This window comes from Streptomyces sp. NPDC002467 (assembly GCF_042889825.1).
In the GTDB taxonomy this organism is placed as follows: domain Bacteria; phylum Actinomycetota; class Actinomycetes; order Streptomycetales; family Streptomycetaceae; genus Streptomyces.
Map to the genome: position 1 here is coordinate 50,130 of NZ_JBIARJ010000007.1, position 16,756 is coordinate 66,885.

At 67.7% G+C, this 16,756-nt stretch carries 17 protein-coding genes and 2 pseudogenes; 16 read left to right on the forward strand and 3 right to left on the reverse strand.

The window, feature by feature from the left end:
* The first annotated feature begins 109 nt into the window (after positions 1-109).
* The 11 genes and pseudogenes from ACFYYJ_RS16480 to ACFYYJ_RS16530 all read left to right on the forward strand — a co-directional run bounded on the left by ACFYYJ_RS16480 (position 110) and on the right by ACFYYJ_RS16530 (position 6,378).
* A complete protein-coding gene (locus ACFYYJ_RS16480; RefSeq protein ID WP_389132911.1) occupies positions 110-1,360 on the forward strand; it encodes a Vps62-related protein in 1,251 nt (416 codons plus the stop codon).
* A gap of 299 nt (positions 1,361-1,659) precedes the next feature.
* Positions 1,660-1,899 (forward strand): annotated as a pseudogene (locus tag ACFYYJ_RS16485) (transposase family protein); the annotation flags it as partial.
* Positions 1,826-2,122, forward strand: a complete 297-nt coding sequence (locus tag ACFYYJ_RS16490) for a DUF4253 domain-containing protein (RefSeq protein ID WP_389133509.1) — start codon at positions 1,826-1,828, stop codon at positions 2,120-2,122. The pseudogene ACFYYJ_RS16485 and the gene ACFYYJ_RS16490, both read left to right, overlap by 74 nt.
* Before the next feature lie 175 nt (positions 2,123-2,297).
* Entirely contained in the window at positions 2,298-2,621 is a 324-nt protein-coding gene (locus tag ACFYYJ_RS16495) for a type VII secretion target (RefSeq protein ID WP_389132913.1), read from the forward strand.
* Between the two features lie 3 nt (positions 2,622-2,624).
* A complete protein-coding gene (locus ACFYYJ_RS16500; RefSeq protein ID WP_389132915.1) occupies positions 2,625-2,849 on the forward strand; it encodes a hypothetical protein in 225 nt (74 codons plus the stop codon).
* Between the two features lie 5 nt (positions 2,850-2,854).
* Positions 2,855-3,283 (forward strand): hypothetical protein, encoded by a 429-nt coding sequence (locus ACFYYJ_RS16505; RefSeq protein ID WP_389132918.1) that lies wholly within the window; start codon positions 2,855-2,857, stop codon positions 3,281-3,283.
* The gene (locus tag ACFYYJ_RS16510; protein ID WP_389132921.1) at positions 3,271-3,921 is read left to right on the forward strand and encodes an amidase domain-containing protein; all 651 of its coding nucleotides are present in this window, start codon (positions 3,271-3,273) and stop codon (positions 3,919-3,921) included. Before ACFYYJ_RS16505 ends, ACFYYJ_RS16510 begins: the two co-directional genes overlap by 13 nt.
* Positions 3,921-4,355: a hypothetical protein gene (locus tag ACFYYJ_RS16515; RefSeq protein ID WP_389132924.1), complete on the forward strand. Its 435-nt coding sequence runs from the start codon at positions 3,921-3,923 to the stop codon at positions 4,353-4,355. The genes ACFYYJ_RS16510 and ACFYYJ_RS16515 overlap by 1 nt, the downstream gene beginning before the upstream one ends.
* 64 nt (positions 4,356-4,419) lie before the next feature.
* Positions 4,420-4,878 carry a hypothetical protein gene (locus ACFYYJ_RS16520; protein ID WP_389132927.1) on the forward strand — a complete coding sequence of 153 codons (459 nt, stop codon included), beginning with the start codon at positions 4,420-4,422 and terminating at the stop codon, positions 4,876-4,878.
* A complete protein-coding gene (locus ACFYYJ_RS16525; protein WP_389132930.1) occupies positions 4,872-5,627 on the forward strand; it encodes a hypothetical protein in 756 nt (251 codons plus the stop codon). The genes ACFYYJ_RS16520 and ACFYYJ_RS16525 overlap by 7 nt, the downstream gene beginning before the upstream one ends.
* 133 nt (positions 5,628-5,760) lie before the next feature.
* Positions 5,761-6,378: a HEAT repeat domain-containing protein gene (locus ACFYYJ_RS16530; RefSeq protein ID WP_389132933.1), complete on the forward strand. Its 618-nt coding sequence runs from the start codon at positions 5,761-5,763 to the stop codon at positions 6,376-6,378.
* Between the two features lie 230 nt (positions 6,379-6,608).
* Here ACFYYJ_RS16530 and ACFYYJ_RS16535 read toward each other — a convergent pair whose 3' ends face one another.
* Positions 6,609-8,063: a protein kinase gene (locus tag ACFYYJ_RS16535; RefSeq protein WP_389132936.1), complete on the reverse strand. Its 1,455-nt coding sequence runs from the start codon at positions 8,061-8,063 to the stop codon at positions 6,609-6,611.
* A 1,831-nt stretch (positions 8,064-9,894) separates the two neighbouring features.
* Here ACFYYJ_RS16535 and ACFYYJ_RS16540 point away from each other — a divergent pair.
* Both ACFYYJ_RS16540 and ACFYYJ_RS16545 read left to right on the forward strand, forming a co-directional pair.
* Positions 9,895-10,491, forward strand: coding sequence for a hypothetical protein (locus tag ACFYYJ_RS16540; RefSeq protein ID WP_389132939.1), 597 nt, complete (start codon positions 9,895-9,897; stop codon positions 10,489-10,491).
* Positions 10,492-11,410: 919 nt separating this feature from the next.
* A complete protein-coding gene (locus ACFYYJ_RS16545) occupies positions 11,411-12,412 on the forward strand; it encodes an alpha/beta hydrolase (RefSeq protein WP_389132942.1) in 1,002 nt (333 codons plus the stop codon).
* Between the two features lie 240 nt (positions 12,413-12,652).
* On the opposite strand, the gene ACFYYJ_RS16550 is transcribed toward ACFYYJ_RS16545, so the two are convergent.
* Positions 12,653-12,964, reverse strand: a complete 312-nt coding sequence (locus ACFYYJ_RS16550; protein ID WP_389132945.1) for a hypothetical protein — start codon at positions 12,962-12,964, stop codon at positions 12,653-12,655.
* A gap of 504 nt (positions 12,965-13,468) precedes the next feature.
* Between ACFYYJ_RS16550 and ACFYYJ_RS16555 the strand changes: the two genes are divergently transcribed.
* The 3 genes and pseudogenes from ACFYYJ_RS16555 to ACFYYJ_RS16565 all read left to right on the forward strand — a co-directional run bounded on the left by ACFYYJ_RS16555 (position 13,469) and on the right by ACFYYJ_RS16565 (position 15,904).
* Positions 13,469-14,386, forward strand: a complete 918-nt coding sequence (locus ACFYYJ_RS16555; protein ID WP_389132948.1) for a glycoside hydrolase family 25 protein — start codon at positions 13,469-13,471, stop codon at positions 14,384-14,386.
* 186 nt (positions 14,387-14,572) lie between these two features.
* Positions 14,573-14,836: a hypothetical protein gene (locus ACFYYJ_RS16560; protein WP_389132951.1), complete on the forward strand. Its 264-nt coding sequence runs from the start codon at positions 14,573-14,575 to the stop codon at positions 14,834-14,836.
* Between the two features lie 300 nt (positions 14,837-15,136).
* Positions 15,137-15,904, forward strand: a pseudogene (locus ACFYYJ_RS16565) (IS5 family transposase).
* 224 nt (positions 15,905-16,128) lie between these two features.
* Here the strand turns inward: ACFYYJ_RS16565 and ACFYYJ_RS16570 are convergent.
* The gene (locus ACFYYJ_RS16570; protein WP_389132953.1) at positions 16,129-16,575 is read right to left on the reverse strand and encodes a hypothetical protein; all 447 of its coding nucleotides are present in this window, start codon (positions 16,573-16,575) and stop codon (positions 16,129-16,131) included.
* Between the last annotated feature and the right edge of the window lie 181 nt (positions 16,576-16,756).

Here is a 16,756-nt window from a genome sequence, read left to right on the forward strand (position 1 = left end):
TGCGCTCCGCCGGTGGAGTGAAGGCGGTTCCTGTGCAGGGAGGGCGCATGGCCGAATTGGATCAAGGAATTCCGTCACACACGGATGAATCCGCCACAAAGGAGCAACCTTGACCAATTCAATGGTTTTCGGTGAGCTGGAGCTTGCCTTCACCGACCAGTACAGCTGGCGATGGGATGACGAGGACACGGGCGGCAAGTACTGGGTGAGCTTCTGGCACCCCAAGCCCCCACAGGGCTTCCACGCACTCGGGACGGTCGCGCTGCCGGCGTGGGGATCGGAGAACCTGAACCCCAAGACTCCCAACACCAAGGTCAAGGAACACGTCGTCTCGCTCTGCGTGAAGAACGGGCCGGCCAAGGCTAGTGAGGGCAAGAAGCCGCCGCTGGCGCATCCCGAGGACTACACCGTCGTGTGGAAGGACGTGGGCAGCGGCGGCAAGCACTACGGCGCGTGCTGGCGTCCGGTCGCGCCCGGCGGCTACGTCGCACTGGGCTGCGTCATGTCGGAGAACACCTACGACAAGCCCGCGCTGACGGACGTGATGTGCGTGCGGGAGGACCTCACGCACATGGCGGACCTGAAGTGGATCTACGAGGACAAGGGCACCGGGGCGAAGGACTACTTCAGCGTGTGGGCGAACCAGGTGCCGCCCGCCTACCAGGACGGACGAGACGGCGGCCACCGGGCGCTGGTCGCGCCGAACACCTTCACCGCGGCATCGAGCTGGGACGAGCCCTCGAAGGGGGCGCCGGAGCGGCGGATCCTGTGCGTCGAAATGCCGGTGGAGGAGAAGCCGCATCCCGACGGGTTCCCGAAGCTGACGGGCACGACCCGGCCGGCCGACCGCACACCGGAGACGACGGTCAACGCGGTGTGGGTGCCGTTCATGGCCGTGAAGGACGACGACAAGCCGGCGTCATGGAAGCTGACGAACTCCCCGTTCTACCGGATCGAACGCCGCGCGTCGTGGTTCATGCACCGCTTCATCAACAACACGACCAGCACCGCACAGTCCGTCTCGGAAACCGTGACGGTCGGCGTGGAGAGGGAAAGGAGCGACACCTTCAGCGCTGAAGTCGGCATCTCCGTCAGCGCACAGGCAGGCGTCAGCTCAGGAATCGCGAGCGCCTCGGTCACCACCACCTACAGCCTGGCACTGGGCTACTCCCGCAGCACCGCCACCAAGAACCTCGAACACAAGGCCGTCACCCACACCCTGACGGCGCCCCCGAACAAGGCGGCAGCCATGTGGGTCGGCGACCACACCATCCAAGTCACCCGCCAGGACGGCACCCACGTCGGTACCCCCCTCACCTTCCACGGAGACAGCGCACACTTCGACGAGTTCCCCGACTAACCAACCACCCCCACACCGGTCAAGGCCCCCGCAGCAACGCGAGGGCCTTGCCTGTGCCCCGGCCGGCATCGAGGCCCCACACGAGTGGATGAACCGATGCCGCCCCTGCTGTGGTTGAGATCTCTCGGTTTCGTGTCAGTGCACCACCTGCACGAATACCGCTCCATGACCGTGGAATCGCCCCGATCTCTCACACCCATGACAGTGAGCCACACCCCGGAAATCGGCGCTGACCCGCGCCAACGCACAGAACCTCACTGTCTCTCACTCCACTGTCACGGAACGGAGAGATCGCAGCGAAAGGGAAGGCCGAACTCCCGGACTGGAAGGAGGAACACAACCGGTCCCACAAGCAGGTCCGAGCACGTGTTGAGCACGTCTTCGCCCGTATGAAGACCTGGAAGATTCTCCGCGACTGCCGACTCACGTCTGGGGCTGGTCGCCGCAGCGTCCGGTGCCGAGGCGCTGGCGGTCACGGGCTGGTCAGGGCCTTGCAATTACGGCAGCGACACCGCGAAGTTCTCCGCGGTCGTCCGTGATTGGGAACACCGGTTCGGAGCCCGTGTCGTCGCGGTCGGATTCTCCACGCTGCACCTCTCCATCGCCGCGCCACCAGCGGACAGGCATGAGGCTCTCCTGGTCGCGGCAGAGCACTTCGCCTTCTGCCCGGACAACGTCTGGCAGGGCAGCCGCCCGTGCACGCTGGCTGCATACGCGGAACGACTCATCGACGCTTTTGTCTGGGAGTTCTGGTGGGACTGAGACTGGTGGGCCGGCTGGTACGACCGGCGGGCGGACCTCCCGGCATCGAACTCCGGACGCGCGGCGCCCGAGGCTTCGGCCTTTCACCCCTCATCTGTCATGGTCGGCTCAATTGGCGATCGGGTCGAAGAAGCGGCGTCTTAGGATGTGGACGAATTGATCATGGGGGGAATCCGTGGACATAGACATCAAGACGTACTACGTACGACAAAGCGCGGGAGGTGCGAGCGCGGCCGCCGAGAAGGCGTTGGAGAACCTCCGCAAGTCCCTCGGTTCGAGTGACACGGCAGCCGGCGGCCACCATGGTTGGGCCTCGGCCTCGGCGTTGAAGCGGTGTGCGACTGCCTGGGAGGACCACATGGTCGATCTGGGGAACCAGATGAACACCATGGCCGACAACCTCCACACCACAGCCAACGCCTACGACACCACGGACGCACAGGCGAGGGACGCCTTCGCCAGGCTCCAGCACGGTCTCGCCGACTTCGGGAGGAACTGACCCGTGGTCGCCTATCACGACCTGTACGACTGCCGCGTGGACCAGTGGCAGAAGGCGGCGGACGACTGGGTCGACCTCGCCCGACGCTCCTCCTCCGCCTGCGAGGACATCCGCACACAGGGCAAGAAGCCGCTCGACGAGCACTGGGCGGACGCCACCGGCAAGCAGGCCGGCCGGCGCGCCTGGAAGACCTCGCCGACCGGCTCGAATCCGGCGGCGACATCATGAAGGGCGTGGCCATGGTCCTCGACGCCCTGGCCCACACCATGGGCTACGCCCAACGCACCTTCTTCCACACGGCCGAGCCGGCGCGCGAGCACGGGCTGAGCATCGAGGACGGCCGCGCCGTGGGCGCGTACACGGGCGCCACACCCGTCGGCCCGAACGTCCCGCAGAACGTACGCGACGCCTACACCAAGGAACTCGGCCACATATCCGGGGTCGACGGGCTGATAGCGGAAGCCCTGCGCGAGGCCTCCCAGGCGGACGCGAAAGCCGCCGCCGAACTGGACAAGCTCGCGCAGACCATCAACGTCTCCGACACCTCGCAGGCGCACAACGAGCTCCTCGTCGAGGCATCCCACCTCGAATTCGACATCCTCAGGGCGGACATCCCCGTCGGTAAGGACCCGCAGCTCGTCCGCGCCTGGTGGACGGCCTGACGCCCCAGCAGCAGAAGGACCTCATGCGGGCCGACCCCGTGACCCTCGCCGACCTCAAAGGCCTCCCGCCCGAGGTCGGACGCGAACTCCGCGGACCCGACGGGAAGATCGACCGGGTCGAGATGGTGCGGTACGCACTCGACCACTGGGACAAGCTGGATGATCTCAACTTCAAGAACAACTGCGCCAACTTCACGTCGTCGGCCCTCGAGGCCGGAGGCATGCAGAAGAAGTTCCACTTCTGGCTGGGGCCCCGCGGGGACAACACCTGGGGCCGGGAAAGCGGCCTGGGGATAGACAGGCTCGACCGGCGGATGTACCACTCCCGCTCGTGGGGGCTGGCCAAGGACCTGCACGGCTTCCTCCTTCACAACGGCGGCGAGGAAGTCGCGAGATCAGAAGCACGCCCCGGCGATATGATCTTCTACGAGCAGGTCGCCCCCGATCCGGACGAGCCGCAGGGGGAGATCTACCACGCTGCCGTCGTGACGTCGGTAACTCCTGACGGCGACATCAAACTGACCCAGCACACCAGCTCGTTCCAGAACGTGAGTCTGGAGAGCCGCGAACACGTCGCCACCCGGAACCACGGCGAGCAGCGCATCCGCATCGTCCGACCCCACCCGAATTGGTACTGATGGAAACCTCATCCTCCGCCGCCGTCTCGGGCGCCGCGCAGGACCGGACGGTCACGCCGGGCATGGTGCTCACGGCGTTGCTCGTCCCGGTCATGGCCGTCCTCGGTGTGGTCACCTCCTTGCGCGTCGAAGACATCGACATGGACTGGGTGCACCGGCAACAGGCGGCCTGCCGGCACATGCCCTTCCCGAAGATGGAATACGTCCTCGCGTGGTCGGGACCGCTCCTCGGCCTGGCGGCCATGACCGTCTGCGTACTCCTTGGACGGTGGATCCGCCGACGCCGCGGACTGCGACTTTGGGACACCTGGCCAGGGCTCTTGGCTTTCGTCTGCGCCATGTTCAACGTTCTGGCGATTCTGCTGGAACTGTTCATGCTGTGGACCACCTACAGCCCTGACGTATCGATGCCGATCCTCGGTGACTGCGGCTAGCCGCCTGCATCGGGCGGTGCCCCAGGCGCCCACAGCGAGCCCGGGTGCCATCACACCCGGCACCGTGACGGCGGCGCTTCTGGTGCCGCTCCTGACCGTGGCCGGCGTGGCCACCTCCCTGCATACGCAGGAGATCGAGCACGCGTGGGCCGACCGACAGCGCGAAGCCTGCCGCCACCTGCCCTTCCCGATGACGGAGTACGTCGCGGGGTGGGCCGGACTGTGCCTCGGCCTGGCGGCGGTGGCGGTGTGCGTGCTGCTCGCACGGCGGCTCCGCGGACGGTACGGCCGCCGGCTCGGGGAGACCTGGCCGGGCCTCGTCGCCGGTACCACGGTCTGGCTCCACGTCCTGGCGATCCCGATGGAGCTCATCCAGCTGTGCGTCGTGTACTCCGCCGCGGCCTCGGGATCAACCTCGGGGACGGGTGCTGACGAGCTCGCGCACGGTGGGCGGTCGGGAAGGCAGGAAGGCGCGGGTGGTGCAGAGCCTGTCAGAGCCGGGTGGCACTCTGACGCGTGCTGATCGATGGATACGAGAACGACCCCCTCGTCGCCGGAGAGGCGCTGCCGGCCCTGCCTGGGTTCTGGGCCGCCTACCTGCTGTGGACGTGCGAGACCGAGGAGAACGAACCGGATCCGCTGTGGTTCGGCGCCGACGAGGCGGACACGGATGCGGCGTACGAAGCCCTGACCGACGAGGAGCGCTGGCCGGTCTTCCGTATCCCCTTCGCCGACGGCCAGAGCGTGGTCATCGTGGGCCGCAACTTCCCGGATGACCCGGGGACCGAGTACTTCGTCTCCCACCCCGAGTGGGACCGGCACGGCTACCTGGCCACCGTCGACGGGCACCAGGCCGGCCCCGGACTGGCCTGGCGGGAGCTCACGCACATCGCCGGCACACCCGACCCCCACGCCTCCGGGGTCCAGGCGCCACACGTCCGCCTGCTGCTCCTGCTCCCGGCCCTCGGCGACAGGAACCTGCCCAGCGACGCAGCCGCACTGATCGGCGACGCCCTCATCCAGGTGGGCATCGCCGAAGACAGCGCGCCCGTACTGGCAGATGCGCTCCTGCGTGACCACCCTCTCTGGGAGCCGGCTGAGTGGGCCCTGGCCTCCTTCTCCCCTCTTTCCGGTACCCAGCAGCACTTTCCCGGCATCCTGCACTGCGACGAACCGGGCAGCCCGCGGTGCGGAGCCCGCCTGGCTCAAGGGATCACCCAGGAGCAGAGCGACCGGCTGGCCCGAGCACTCGGCACCTGGCCCACGACATGACCACGGGCTCCGAGCCGACCAACACACGACAGCCCTCATGGCTGTCTGGGGCCCGCGGTCATTGCCCGCCGGTCAGTGTCAGTCGAAGCACGTAGCGTTGCGCTCGAGTAGATCTCATGGGGAGGGGTACGCGGTGTTGACGTTGGACGAGGCGGTCGTTCAGCTTGACGACAGGTCCTCGGCGAAGCGTCGTGCGGCTGCGAAACGACTGCGCAAACTCGCTGTCGCGGCCGCCGGACCGGCGCTGTTGCGAGCTCTTCAGCGCGAGGTTCTCGACCTGCGGACGTGGGAGACCCAGTACCAGATGGTCATGGCCCTCGGAGCGTGCGATCACCGGCCGGCGGTCCCGTTCCTGAGTGAGCTGGCGCATCGGCCCCTGGAAGCCACGAGTGTGTATGGCGCTCTTGGCGACTCGATCGTGCGGCTGCGCGGTGCGGACGAGGGAGTCTCAGCCCCTTTGCGATGGTGCCTGGACAGCGGAACGCCCACGCTTGCCGACGGAGCCCTCTGCGCTGTCGCCATGCTCCGCGCGGTGCCGGATCCGGAGACCGTCGACTACGTCCTCGACTTTCTGGCACCGCTGCACTCTCACGATGGACTGCGCTTCTGGGCGGCCGCGGCAGCAGCCGGATGGCCAGGTGAGCGGGTCCGAGCATTCTTGGAGGAGTGTGTGGCAGGTCCGCGGACAGACGTGGCTGATGCGGCGGCCACGTCGCTGGAAGGCAAGTACCAGACCTATCGCCCGCTCTAGCGTGGTCCGACGCCGTCACCATCTGCTCCCGCAACGGCCCCTGGTGGCACTACGAGGGCGGAATGGTCCGGCCGCCTAGTCCATGTCGGCGAGGTCTTCGGCCACGGCTGCGCCGGCCTCGTAGCCCGGGCTGCCGTCGAGAGCTCCCCGGCGCCGGCTCGGGGCCTGCGGCGGGGTGTCAGACGCCCAGGTCGCTCCCGCTCTGTTGGTCGTCTCGAGGGGAGTTCGGGTCAGGCACGTCTGACGGTGGGCATGAGTACGGCGGTCAGCGCGGCGGTCGCGAGCCAGGTTCCCACTCCCATAGCCGAGGCTACGAGAACCCTCTCTTGGGAAACAAGCAGGGCGGCCAGCGTCCCGTTCGCCAAGCCCACCCCGGTTGCCATGTCCGCCTGCTGGGCGGTGCTGGCCAGCCGCGTCAGCAGCCGGGCGACGCCGGATGCGCAAGCCATCAGAAGGGGACAGCCTCCCATCGCGGTCAGCAGGGCAACCCACCAGGGCGCCGGGCTCCAGAAGAGCAGTACCGCCGTCAGGATGACGGTAGCGGCCAGCGACAGCAGGATGGTCCCGCCCGATTCCCGCATCTGCTCCGGGCTCCTGCTCGCCAGGGACGCTCCATCGTCGTAGAGCAGACTGACCAGCCCTGTGGCGACCAGCCCAAGTAAGGCCGCCCAGAGCGGCGCCATGCCGGCGAGGACGAGGAGGTCCGTGGCGAATAGCGCACCCAGTAGGAGCGAGGCACGGCCGCGGCCCCACTTCAGTGCACGTTTGTCGACCTCGGGGCGAACTCGGATCGCGGTCCGAGTGTCGGCGAGAGGGTCGGCTGCTTCGTCGCGCGTGGCGGGTGGAGGGATCCTGGTAGCCACCCTGCCGCGTCCGGCATCAAGCAGGGCGTCGCCCACGACGGCCGCACTGACCGGACGCTGCCCCGGGTCTTTCGCGAGGAGTTGCCCTACCAGCCGGTCCAACGCGACCGGAACTTCGGGACGGCGCTCGCGCACCGAAATCGGGGTCCGCTCCAGATGTCTGGACAGGACCGACAACGCCTCTCCGGTGAACGGTGGCAAGCCGGTGAGCAGCTCATACAGCAGGCAGCCCAACGCATAGAGGTCGGTCGCCGGGCCTACCGTGTCGCCACGGATCTGCTCCGGTGCCATGTAACCAGGAGTGCCGATGGCCGCGCCCGTCGCGGTCAGCCCTTGCGTGGCGACGGCGCGGCGGGCGATCCCGAAGTCGCAGAGCTTCATCCGGCCGGTACCCGTGATGAGGACGTTGGAGGGCTTGACGTCGCGGTGGACCACGCCGGCGCGGTGCGCCGCTTCCAGGGCTTGGCAGATCTGCTCGCCCCACCGCACCACATCATCGACCGGGAGCGGCCCTTCGTGCAGCACCTCGCTCAGGGGACGTCCGTCGACCAGCTCCATCACCAAGAACACCGAAGGAAGACCGCCAAGTTGGCCTTCTCCGACGTCGTGAACCGCTACGACGTGCGGGTCGGAAAGGGCTGCGGCAGCGCGTGCTTCGGCGAGGAGCCGGGTTGTCAGCACCCGATCCCCTGGGCGCGCGAGCACTTTGACGGCCACCTGCCGGTGAAGGCGCTGGTCTGTTCCTCGCCACACCTGGCCCATGCCCCCGGCACCCAGCAGCTCCTCCAGCCGGTACCGGCCGGCCAGGACGCTCCCCTGCATCGCCGTCTCCTCCCCGGCCGCGCGGCGGCCTCCAGTTCTGTGGATCAGGGTGCCCGCTGGGCACCGCTTTACGAAATCGGATCCTGGTCCTCCTCACGCAGGTACGCCCACGATTGCCGATCTGGCCTACTCGCTTGAGATCGCCACACGAGGTGTGCGGCCTGTGCGACAGGAACACCCAGCCTTGTCGCACAGGCCGCCCGCCCGCTCAATCCTGGGCCATCCAGGCCCCCGGATCTCCAGGCCTACGATCGGGGTGCCGGGCTCGATCTGTCGGCGTCGACGAGCCACTTCTGCACGGCGGCCGCAACGACACCACCGTCCACGTCGACCAGGGCCTTGAACTCGGCGCCGTCGAAGCCTTCCTCGCCCGAGCCTGGGCCGCCGCGATTGTCGGCGTAGGCCCGCTCCTCGGTCCCATCGCGGCGTTGGACAACGTTGCGGCGGAGGCCAGGGGAGTCCGCCCGGCGCCGGCATCGTGCAGCGCAAGGACAAGGATGGTGAGGTGTTCGACGCCAAAGACGGCTTCGAGCAGCGCGGCTGGCGACTGGTCGCCGAATACCGGGACGGCGTGAAGGGCGCGAGCGGCGCGTCGATCCGTCTGATGGGCATGGATGACGCCTGCATGAAGGCGAACGGATACCAGGCACCAACCACTTCACACAGCAGGGGGAGCGTATTCCCAGGCAGCCGCCCGTTCCAAGGCCGGCACCCCCGCAGCCGCATCTGCGAGCAGTGTCACGGGACGTTCGACCTCAGAGGCAAGGAGGCCGCCATGCGACCCGCACGGTGCTGCTCCTGGACCCGCGCGCCCTCCAGGGAACGCCCACAGCGCACCTGCGACCAGTGCGGCGCGGAGTTCCCTCCCAAGAGTCCCGCTACGGCGGGTGAGGGCTCCGGGAGCGGTCGGTTCTGCTCGAAGGCCTGCTCCGGCCTCGCGCGCCGCAACCGGGTTACATGGACGTGCTTCCACTGCCGGACCGAGTCCGAAGTCAAGGCCTCCCGGCTGACAGCAACCGCGGCCGGTACTGCTCGCAGCCGTGCTACACCGCCGCGTTCACCGTGCCGCGGGTCTGCCAGGATTCCGGACAGGCAGTCCACGACCTCCACGTCGTCCACGAGGAGGAGCCGGGGGCATCGACCCGGACGGCGCGGGTGCGGCTGCGGGCGGTCGATGTGTTCCTCGTCGCAGGCCCACAGAATCCGTCCAGCGCAGCGGGTCTGAAGCCACAGCGGCTGCCGGAAGAAAGGGTCCTCGGTTCCGCCGGGCACCGCGCCGACCAGACCGTTGCCCCTTCGCGCGGCCGTCCAGTCGGCGGCTTTCCCGCAGTTGGTGCAGCTGAGGCGGCGGGGCTGGAAGAGCATGGAACTGAAGTACTTCGGCGCCGCGAGGCCGGGCAGAGGGGCGACGAGCGCACGGCCACCGCACCTCGGGCAGACCACGAGTATTCGGCCGGTGAACTGAACAAGCCACGTGCCGTGATCCTGGTGACGGACCGGTGCGGGGCGTGTGGGCTCAGAGCTCATGGCGGACAGCCTGTCAGGCCCGACAGGCTCAAGGCGATCCTTGGCTGGTTCGGCAATGGAGCGTCTGGGGCTGGCATATCGGTGGCAGGCTCCGACTCAACCGGGCTCCACCCGAGCATGACCTGCGCCGGATCATGAACGCGGTCCTCTACGTCGATCGCACCGGCGACCGCTGGGGTCGGCCCGCACGATCCGGACAGACCACACGACAGACGGAGTGGCAATGAGAAGTGAGCAAGAGCAGCCATCACGCTTCCGGCGGGCCAGGACCGCCTTCGAGCGGTTCGCTCCCATGGCTTGGATCATGTCCATCAGCGAAACAAAAACCACCACTGGACTCGTCCAACTTCCCTTGCTGGGCTGGCGTTTCAGCGAACCGCACCCTGAGCTGCAGGAGATGTTCCACTCCGTGGTGCGGGAGGCACCACGGAACACCGAGTGGTCCTTTACGGAAAGGAGGAACTCGCTGATCTTTCCATCGCGGCTGATCACCGAAGGCGGGCCGGACGGAGATTGGAGGGATCTCCGAAGCGACATCGAACAGAATGATCAGGAGTTCTGTGCTGCCGCGTCGAAAGACGTCGAACGGATCATTGATGCTATTGCCGCCCAGCCCGCATTGCCGACAGCCGCGCGGATCTCGGTGTTCCAGATCGCGAAGAGCTCCACGGACGAGCTGGTGTGCGTAGCACAGGGCTTCACCGGTGAGCCGCAGGTGGGCATGGTGTTCCAGGCCGTCGGCGTGCCCGGTGTCAAGGTGCGGCTGACCGCATTGCGCTGGTACCCACCCCGGCCGGAGACCAAGCGCCACGGCCCCCTCGCCAAGGTGACCCTGGTGGGCACGGGAGCCGGACTGATCGGCCGCAAAGAACTACTGGTCTGCCTCCCGGGCGGCAGCTGACAGACGAGTCCACGCAGCACTGTGATGGCTCAGACCGCCCGCCGCACGGAGCGCGCCCACCGAAAGAGCTGTTCTTGGCGACGGGGAGAACCACGCACCTCCGCCCCACAATCGATGCCGCGCCAGCCAGGTGTCGGCGTACCTCTCTGTGTGATCGCCAAGTACAGAGAGGTGTGCACCAAGGTAGCTCCCGTTCTGTGACCGGGTGCAGTCCCGTAGCGTGTGCTCTCTCAGGTATCTGAGAGGAGGGCGATCTTTTGGAGGAGAGCGAAGCACGGAGACGTGCGGAAGGGTTCGGCCGGACCCTGACCGACCGTTGGGATGAGTGGGCCTTCGAGCTTGGCCTGGTGGCGACCCCGACCAGCAGGGGCGTCTATGGCTTTACTTGGTATCCCACAGCGAAGGACGAGCAGGGGCGCCAGATCCGGGGCGGGGGAAACTGGCCCATCATCGTCGACCCGGACACCGGGGCATGCCGACTCGTGCACGGGACCAAAGAGATGGCCGCGCTCAGGGGTATGTCAGGACTCGGCGTGATCCGCTTCCACGACGCCAGCACTCGTCGTCGGCGCCGCAACAGCCGCTAGCTCATACGAAGGAGCCCCCGGAGGAACCGGCCAGGGACGAGGGCAGAGGGATCGCGGTGCGGTCTAGGGTCAGGAAGGTATCCTCGCCGGCGGCGGTCACCGCTTGGGTGGTCAGGGCGGTGATCCGGGTCAGGTGCCAGCCGAACAGCAGGTGTGCTCAGGGCGCACTACTGCGTTCCGGTATCAAGATCCGGACTTACTCGGTGAGACTGGTCGAGATCGAGCAGGCCCACGCCTGACCCGCGCCGCTGATCCGCCCGGCCCTGCTGCGCGATCGGCAAGGTGCTGAAAACCGGATGATGCGAAAGAAGCAGGGGCGCTAGCGTGCGCGCATGGATCTTGAACCTGGAATGACCGTGCCCGCCGTTCCCGTTCCTCTCGATGCCGAACTTCAGGTCGCTTATGACGCCTACCTGGCGGAACAACCGGACTTGGCGCCGATGAGCCTCGAGAAGCTGTCGGTGATCCGCGCGGAGGTCGACGCCGCAGTGGCGGCGCTCGAGGACCTCAGCCATGGCGGGCGCTTCACCGTCTTCCAGCCTTCGGCGCCCGGCCTGGACGGTGCCCCCGAGATCCCGCTGCTGGTGTGCACACCCTCCGGCGCGCCCGCGTCGCGGCCGGCGCTCTACTTCATACACGGCGGCGGCTTCTACGGTAGCGATCACCGCACCGGGCTCGACCAGATACTCGAGACGGCCGAGCAGTTCGGGGCCACGCTGATCTCGGTCGGCTACCGGCTCGCGCCCGAGCACCCCTACCCCGCCCAAATCAACGACGCATACGCCGGCCTGCTGTGGGTCGCCGACCACGCGGCCGAGCTCGGCATCGACTCGGAACACATCGTCGTCACGGGCTTCAGCGCCGGCGGCACCCTCAGCGCCGCGCTCGCTTTGACCGTGCGCGACAAGGGCGGTCCCCGCCTGCTCGGCCAGCTGCTGATTGCCCCGCTGCTCGACGACCGCAACGACAGCGCCTCGGCCCTGCAGATGGACGACGTCGAACTCTTCGACCGCGACCGCAACAGGTTCGCCTGGAGCTCGCTGCTCGGCGACGCCCAGGGCGGAGCTGACGTGCCGCAGTACGCTGCGCCCGCCCGCGCCACCGACCTGGCCGGTCTGCCGCCCACATTCCTCGACGTCGGCTCCGCCGAGTGCCTGCGCGATGAGGTCCTCGCCTACGCCGATCGGATCTGGCAGGCCGGCGGCGAAGCCGAACTGCACGTGTGGCCCGGCGGAATCCACGGTTTCGACCGGAAAGCCCCCGAGGCGCGGATCAGCAAGGCCGCTGTCGCGGCACGCCGCAACTGGCTCGAGCACCTTCTCGCCACCAACTGACGGTCTCCTCCGGCAGTAGTCGGTCGCGGGATGGACAACGTGCCAAGCGTGCGTCCCTTGGCAACGAGGTCTGGGAACCTTGCGACGGAACTCAGCCGGATAGAACCAGACGGGTCGGGTGCCGCCGTCGGCGCCGGTCGCCGGGCAGCGCGACCGAGTACCCGACAAGGCGCCGTCATCCGCACGGCGTACAGCCAGCGCCCGGCCTCGACATTGCCGGGCATCCGGGCGCCCCCACTCTTAACAGCGGTAGCCATGGGGAACCTGGAGAAGCGCCACGAAGATCCAGATCATGACCGTGGTGCCGACCGCGCCGCAGGCGAGGGCGACGGCGAGGTTCCAACGTCCTACGTACCCGACGCGCAGACCCCACCACACTGCCGCAACGCCGACGAGCACGGCTCCGTAGAAGATCAGCGCAAGTCCATTGGCCGCGCCGTTCACCCCCACGTCGCACGCCCGCCACGCAGCCGCCAGAAGCACCGATCCGAGAACACCCGTGGCCGGCCCGGCCACGGAGGCGACCGCGCAGCCCCATTGGCCGCGCGTCACTTCCGGTTCCTGACCTGCGGAACGCTCTCGCCGCTCCGCTGTGCCCGCTCCATTTGATCCATCGCGTCGTTGATTCATTGCCGGAGCTGTTCCTCGGTCAGGGGCGTGCCGGGCATGCCCAGCACGCCTACTACCGGGCGCTCTCAGGCTCGCACGAACGCGCGACGGAGTTAAGAACGATCAGCGGACCATCCGCCTACCGACAGGGAGCCGAGTGGGCGGCCACCGGCGCCCCGGCCCGTGCACGTCGGCGTTCATGTGACGTGCGGGTCGGTTCATCGAGCTGAATCGATTCGGCAGCTCAGGCACGTATCGACCGACGAGCAGCCGGGGATCATCTTGGGGCATCGACGGCTCCGGATACCTCACCGACGCCGATCCGTCCCGGCACCTCCTCCGGGCTGGTGACGTCACCATCTCCACGTGGAATGCCCGGCCTGCGGCATGGAGCCGCCTGCCGGGCCAGGGCCGAGGTGCCATCCGTGGCAAGAAGGGCAACGCCTGATGGGCATCTACGGACAGGACTGGGCGTCCTACCAGAGCGACGAACCGAGTGTCGCCGGACTCGACTTCGTCTTCACGAAGATCACGGAAGGCCTCGGATACACGAATCCGAAGTGGGTCCGCCAGCGCGACCACGCCAAGCGTCACGGTCTGGTCTGGGGCGCCTACCACTACCCCCACATGGGCAACGACCACGAAAACGAAGCCGACTTCTTCCTCGACCAGGTGGCCTGGCAGCCCGGCGACATCCTGGTCCTCGACTGGGAGGGCTACGACGACGCCAACGCCGGCGTCTCCAAGGCTCGCCAGCGGGCATACAAGGAAGACTGGCTCCGCTACGTCAAAGCCCGAATGCCGGGTCACCGGGTCGGCATGTACTGCAACGCCGACTACTGGAAGAACATCGACACGACCGGCTACTGCGGCGACTTCCTGTGGATCGCCACCGCGGGCCGCAACGCGGGTGACCCCGGGATCAAGGCGAGTTGGCTGTTCCACCAGTACGACGACAATCCCGTCGACCAGGACTACTGTCCCCTGCCCGGCCGCGAGGAGCTTCGCGCCTGGGCTCACGGACCTCTCCGATCCCCGGAGGACGACATGCCCCTGTCCCAGGAAGACCTCGACGCCGTCGCGACCGCAGTCTGGCGTCACACGGAGACCAACGCCGCCACCGGACGCCCCGTCGGCATGGGCGCCGTCATGGCGTGGATGGACAAGATGCACAACGACCAGACCGACGCCGTCGCACAAAAGCTCGCCGCGACACAGGCAGCAGTGACCGCGCTTGCCGCACAACTCGGCCAGCAGCACGGCGTCGACACCGAAACCGTGGTGTCTGCGGTCCGGCAGGCCATCGCCGACGCCGTGATCAACGTGGACGTCCACGTCACCGGTACCCCCGCCCCGACCACCTGAGAGACATCGCTCCCAGTCAGCGCTCCTGGCCGACGGTGTCGGCGGACGCCCGGCGTCCACGGCCGCGACGCGGGCCAAGCCGCTGGCCCCGGTCCACCACCTGAGAGACCCGGCGCCGGCCGTGGCCGCGGTGACGCTGGGCATGCTCGCCGACGGATTGACGCCCCGGCAGGCCGAGCACGTTCTGTGGCTGATGGTGCAACTGCGGCCGGAGAGGGCGGGGACGAAGCCCCTGACTCCTCCAGCCTGTATGCCCGCACCTTCCGGGTGCTGCGGGGCGGGCTCACCCTGATCTACCGGGAGTTCCTCAACAATCCATGGGGCCGGCTGGAGGCGCGTGACCTCTTGGACATCCTGGAGGCCGAGCAGGGAAAGCCCGCCTTCTACGAGGAACTCCTCCAATCGGCCTGCCAACCGGAGGACAGCGAGACACGGAACCTGCAGCGATGAGCGGACACGGCACCTGACAGGGCGACGCAGGCCCGCTCTGAACAGATCGATCGCCGACGGGGAGACAAACACGCGAACTCCCGGCAGCTGGCAGAACCTGGTCGTGGACCCGTCTACCGGAAGCTTCGTCGTTCCCCTCGCTCACGATGCCCCAACCACCCGGCCTCGCCGCCAGGTTGAAAAAGGCTCAGTGAGCTCTTTCCAACCTGTCAGGTTGGAGGGGTAGTTGGGGCGACAGACAGGTGAAGCCCCTGGTAGATGGGTTTCCGACCAAGAAATCCGTCTCCACCAGAGGCTCGTGTGCTTGTCTACCCGTCGGGCGTCGACGTGTCCAGTTCTGCCCTGCGCTTCTTGTCCGCCAAGCTCCGTCAGCGCCGCCAAGAGCTCGGTACCCGCTGGCGGCGCCTGAGTGTCGGCCGTCAGGGCCTGCTCACTCTTGCCCATCTCCGCAACGGCCACCCGTATGCCCAGCTCGCGGCCGGGTTCGGCATCGGGACCACGACCGCGTACCGGTACATCACCGAGGCCGTCGAGGTCCTGGCCGCTCTCGCGCCGACCCTTACGGAAGCGGTCCGGACAGCATCGTCGAAGGCGTTCGTGCTGCTGGACGGGACCCTGCTGCCGATCGACCGGATCGCCGCGGACCGGCCCTACTACTCGGGGAAGCATAAGAGACACGGGATGAACGTGCAGGTCCTCGCCGATCCCTTCGGCCAGCTGCTGTGGGCCTCACCGGCCTAGCCCGGCGCTGTCCACGACGTCCGCGCGGCTCGCGAACACGGCATCGTCGATGCTCTCGCCGAGGCCAACATCACGTGCTGGGCCGACAAGGGGTACCGAGGTGCCAGCGGCACGGTCCGCACCCCGTGCTGGGGGCGGTGGGAGACCCTGTCCACCGGTCAGCAGGCGGTGAACCGGTCCCATGCGAAGATCCGCGCCCTCGTCGAGCAAGCCATGGCCACCCTCAAGTCCTGGCGGCTCCTCCGTAAGCTCCGGTGCTCGACCACCCGGGTCACCAGCCTCGTCCAGGCCATCCTCACCCTTCATCTGACCAGCTCAGACCGATGATGGAAAAGCCTCATTGGCTAGGCGCGCAGGGCCGGCGCCGCGGCCGGCCCCGGCCCCGGGGAGGCTACCTTCCTCCGGTCACCTTCAGCGGCCATGAGACTGCTGCCGCAACGTCGTAGACCGTGAACCTGTCGGGTACGGAGTTGACGTCATCGCAGACGTCGGGGTCGCACTCCCGTTCCACCCTCCGGAAGGGCATGACACGAGGCTGGTGACCTGGACCGTCAATGCTTCTTGCCGTTCCCCAGGTCGGCGATGAGGAGCTCGACGCATTCCGAGGACGTATTGGTGCCGGCGAACACCACGGCCTTGATTCCCTTGCCCAGGTCGGCTGCCCCCCGCACCTCCCAGTCACCCTTGGTCACGACTCTCACGTCCACGTCGCCCTTCCGGTCACTCTTCCCCTCGGTCCAGCCGGCCTCGACCAAGCCGGCGAACGTGTCCGCGAACGACTTCTTCGGATCGGCGGACCTACCGGGGTCGTCCACCACCCAGTCGACCTTGCACTCCTTGAGCTTGGGCCCCACCGCGTCGATCGACGAGTCCTTGGTAAACCCGGCCGCGATCGCGGCCGCGTCGATCTCCTTCGCAACCGTGGCCGCTTCCACCTTCACACCGCCCCCACCGGCGCACCCCGTCACAAGCAGCACAACACCGGCAGCCGCGGCCACCAACCCAACCCCGCGCACAATCTCCCCAAACGACACGACACCCAAAGGGACAGCACACGCCACAGTGGTTGCGCTGGTGTTGAGGCGCTGCCTCCGATGGAACTGAAATCCAGGGCCCAAGCAGTCGGCAAGTGTGTGCGTCGAGTGCCCAGTTCCTGCGCTCTGCGTGCACATACCGAAC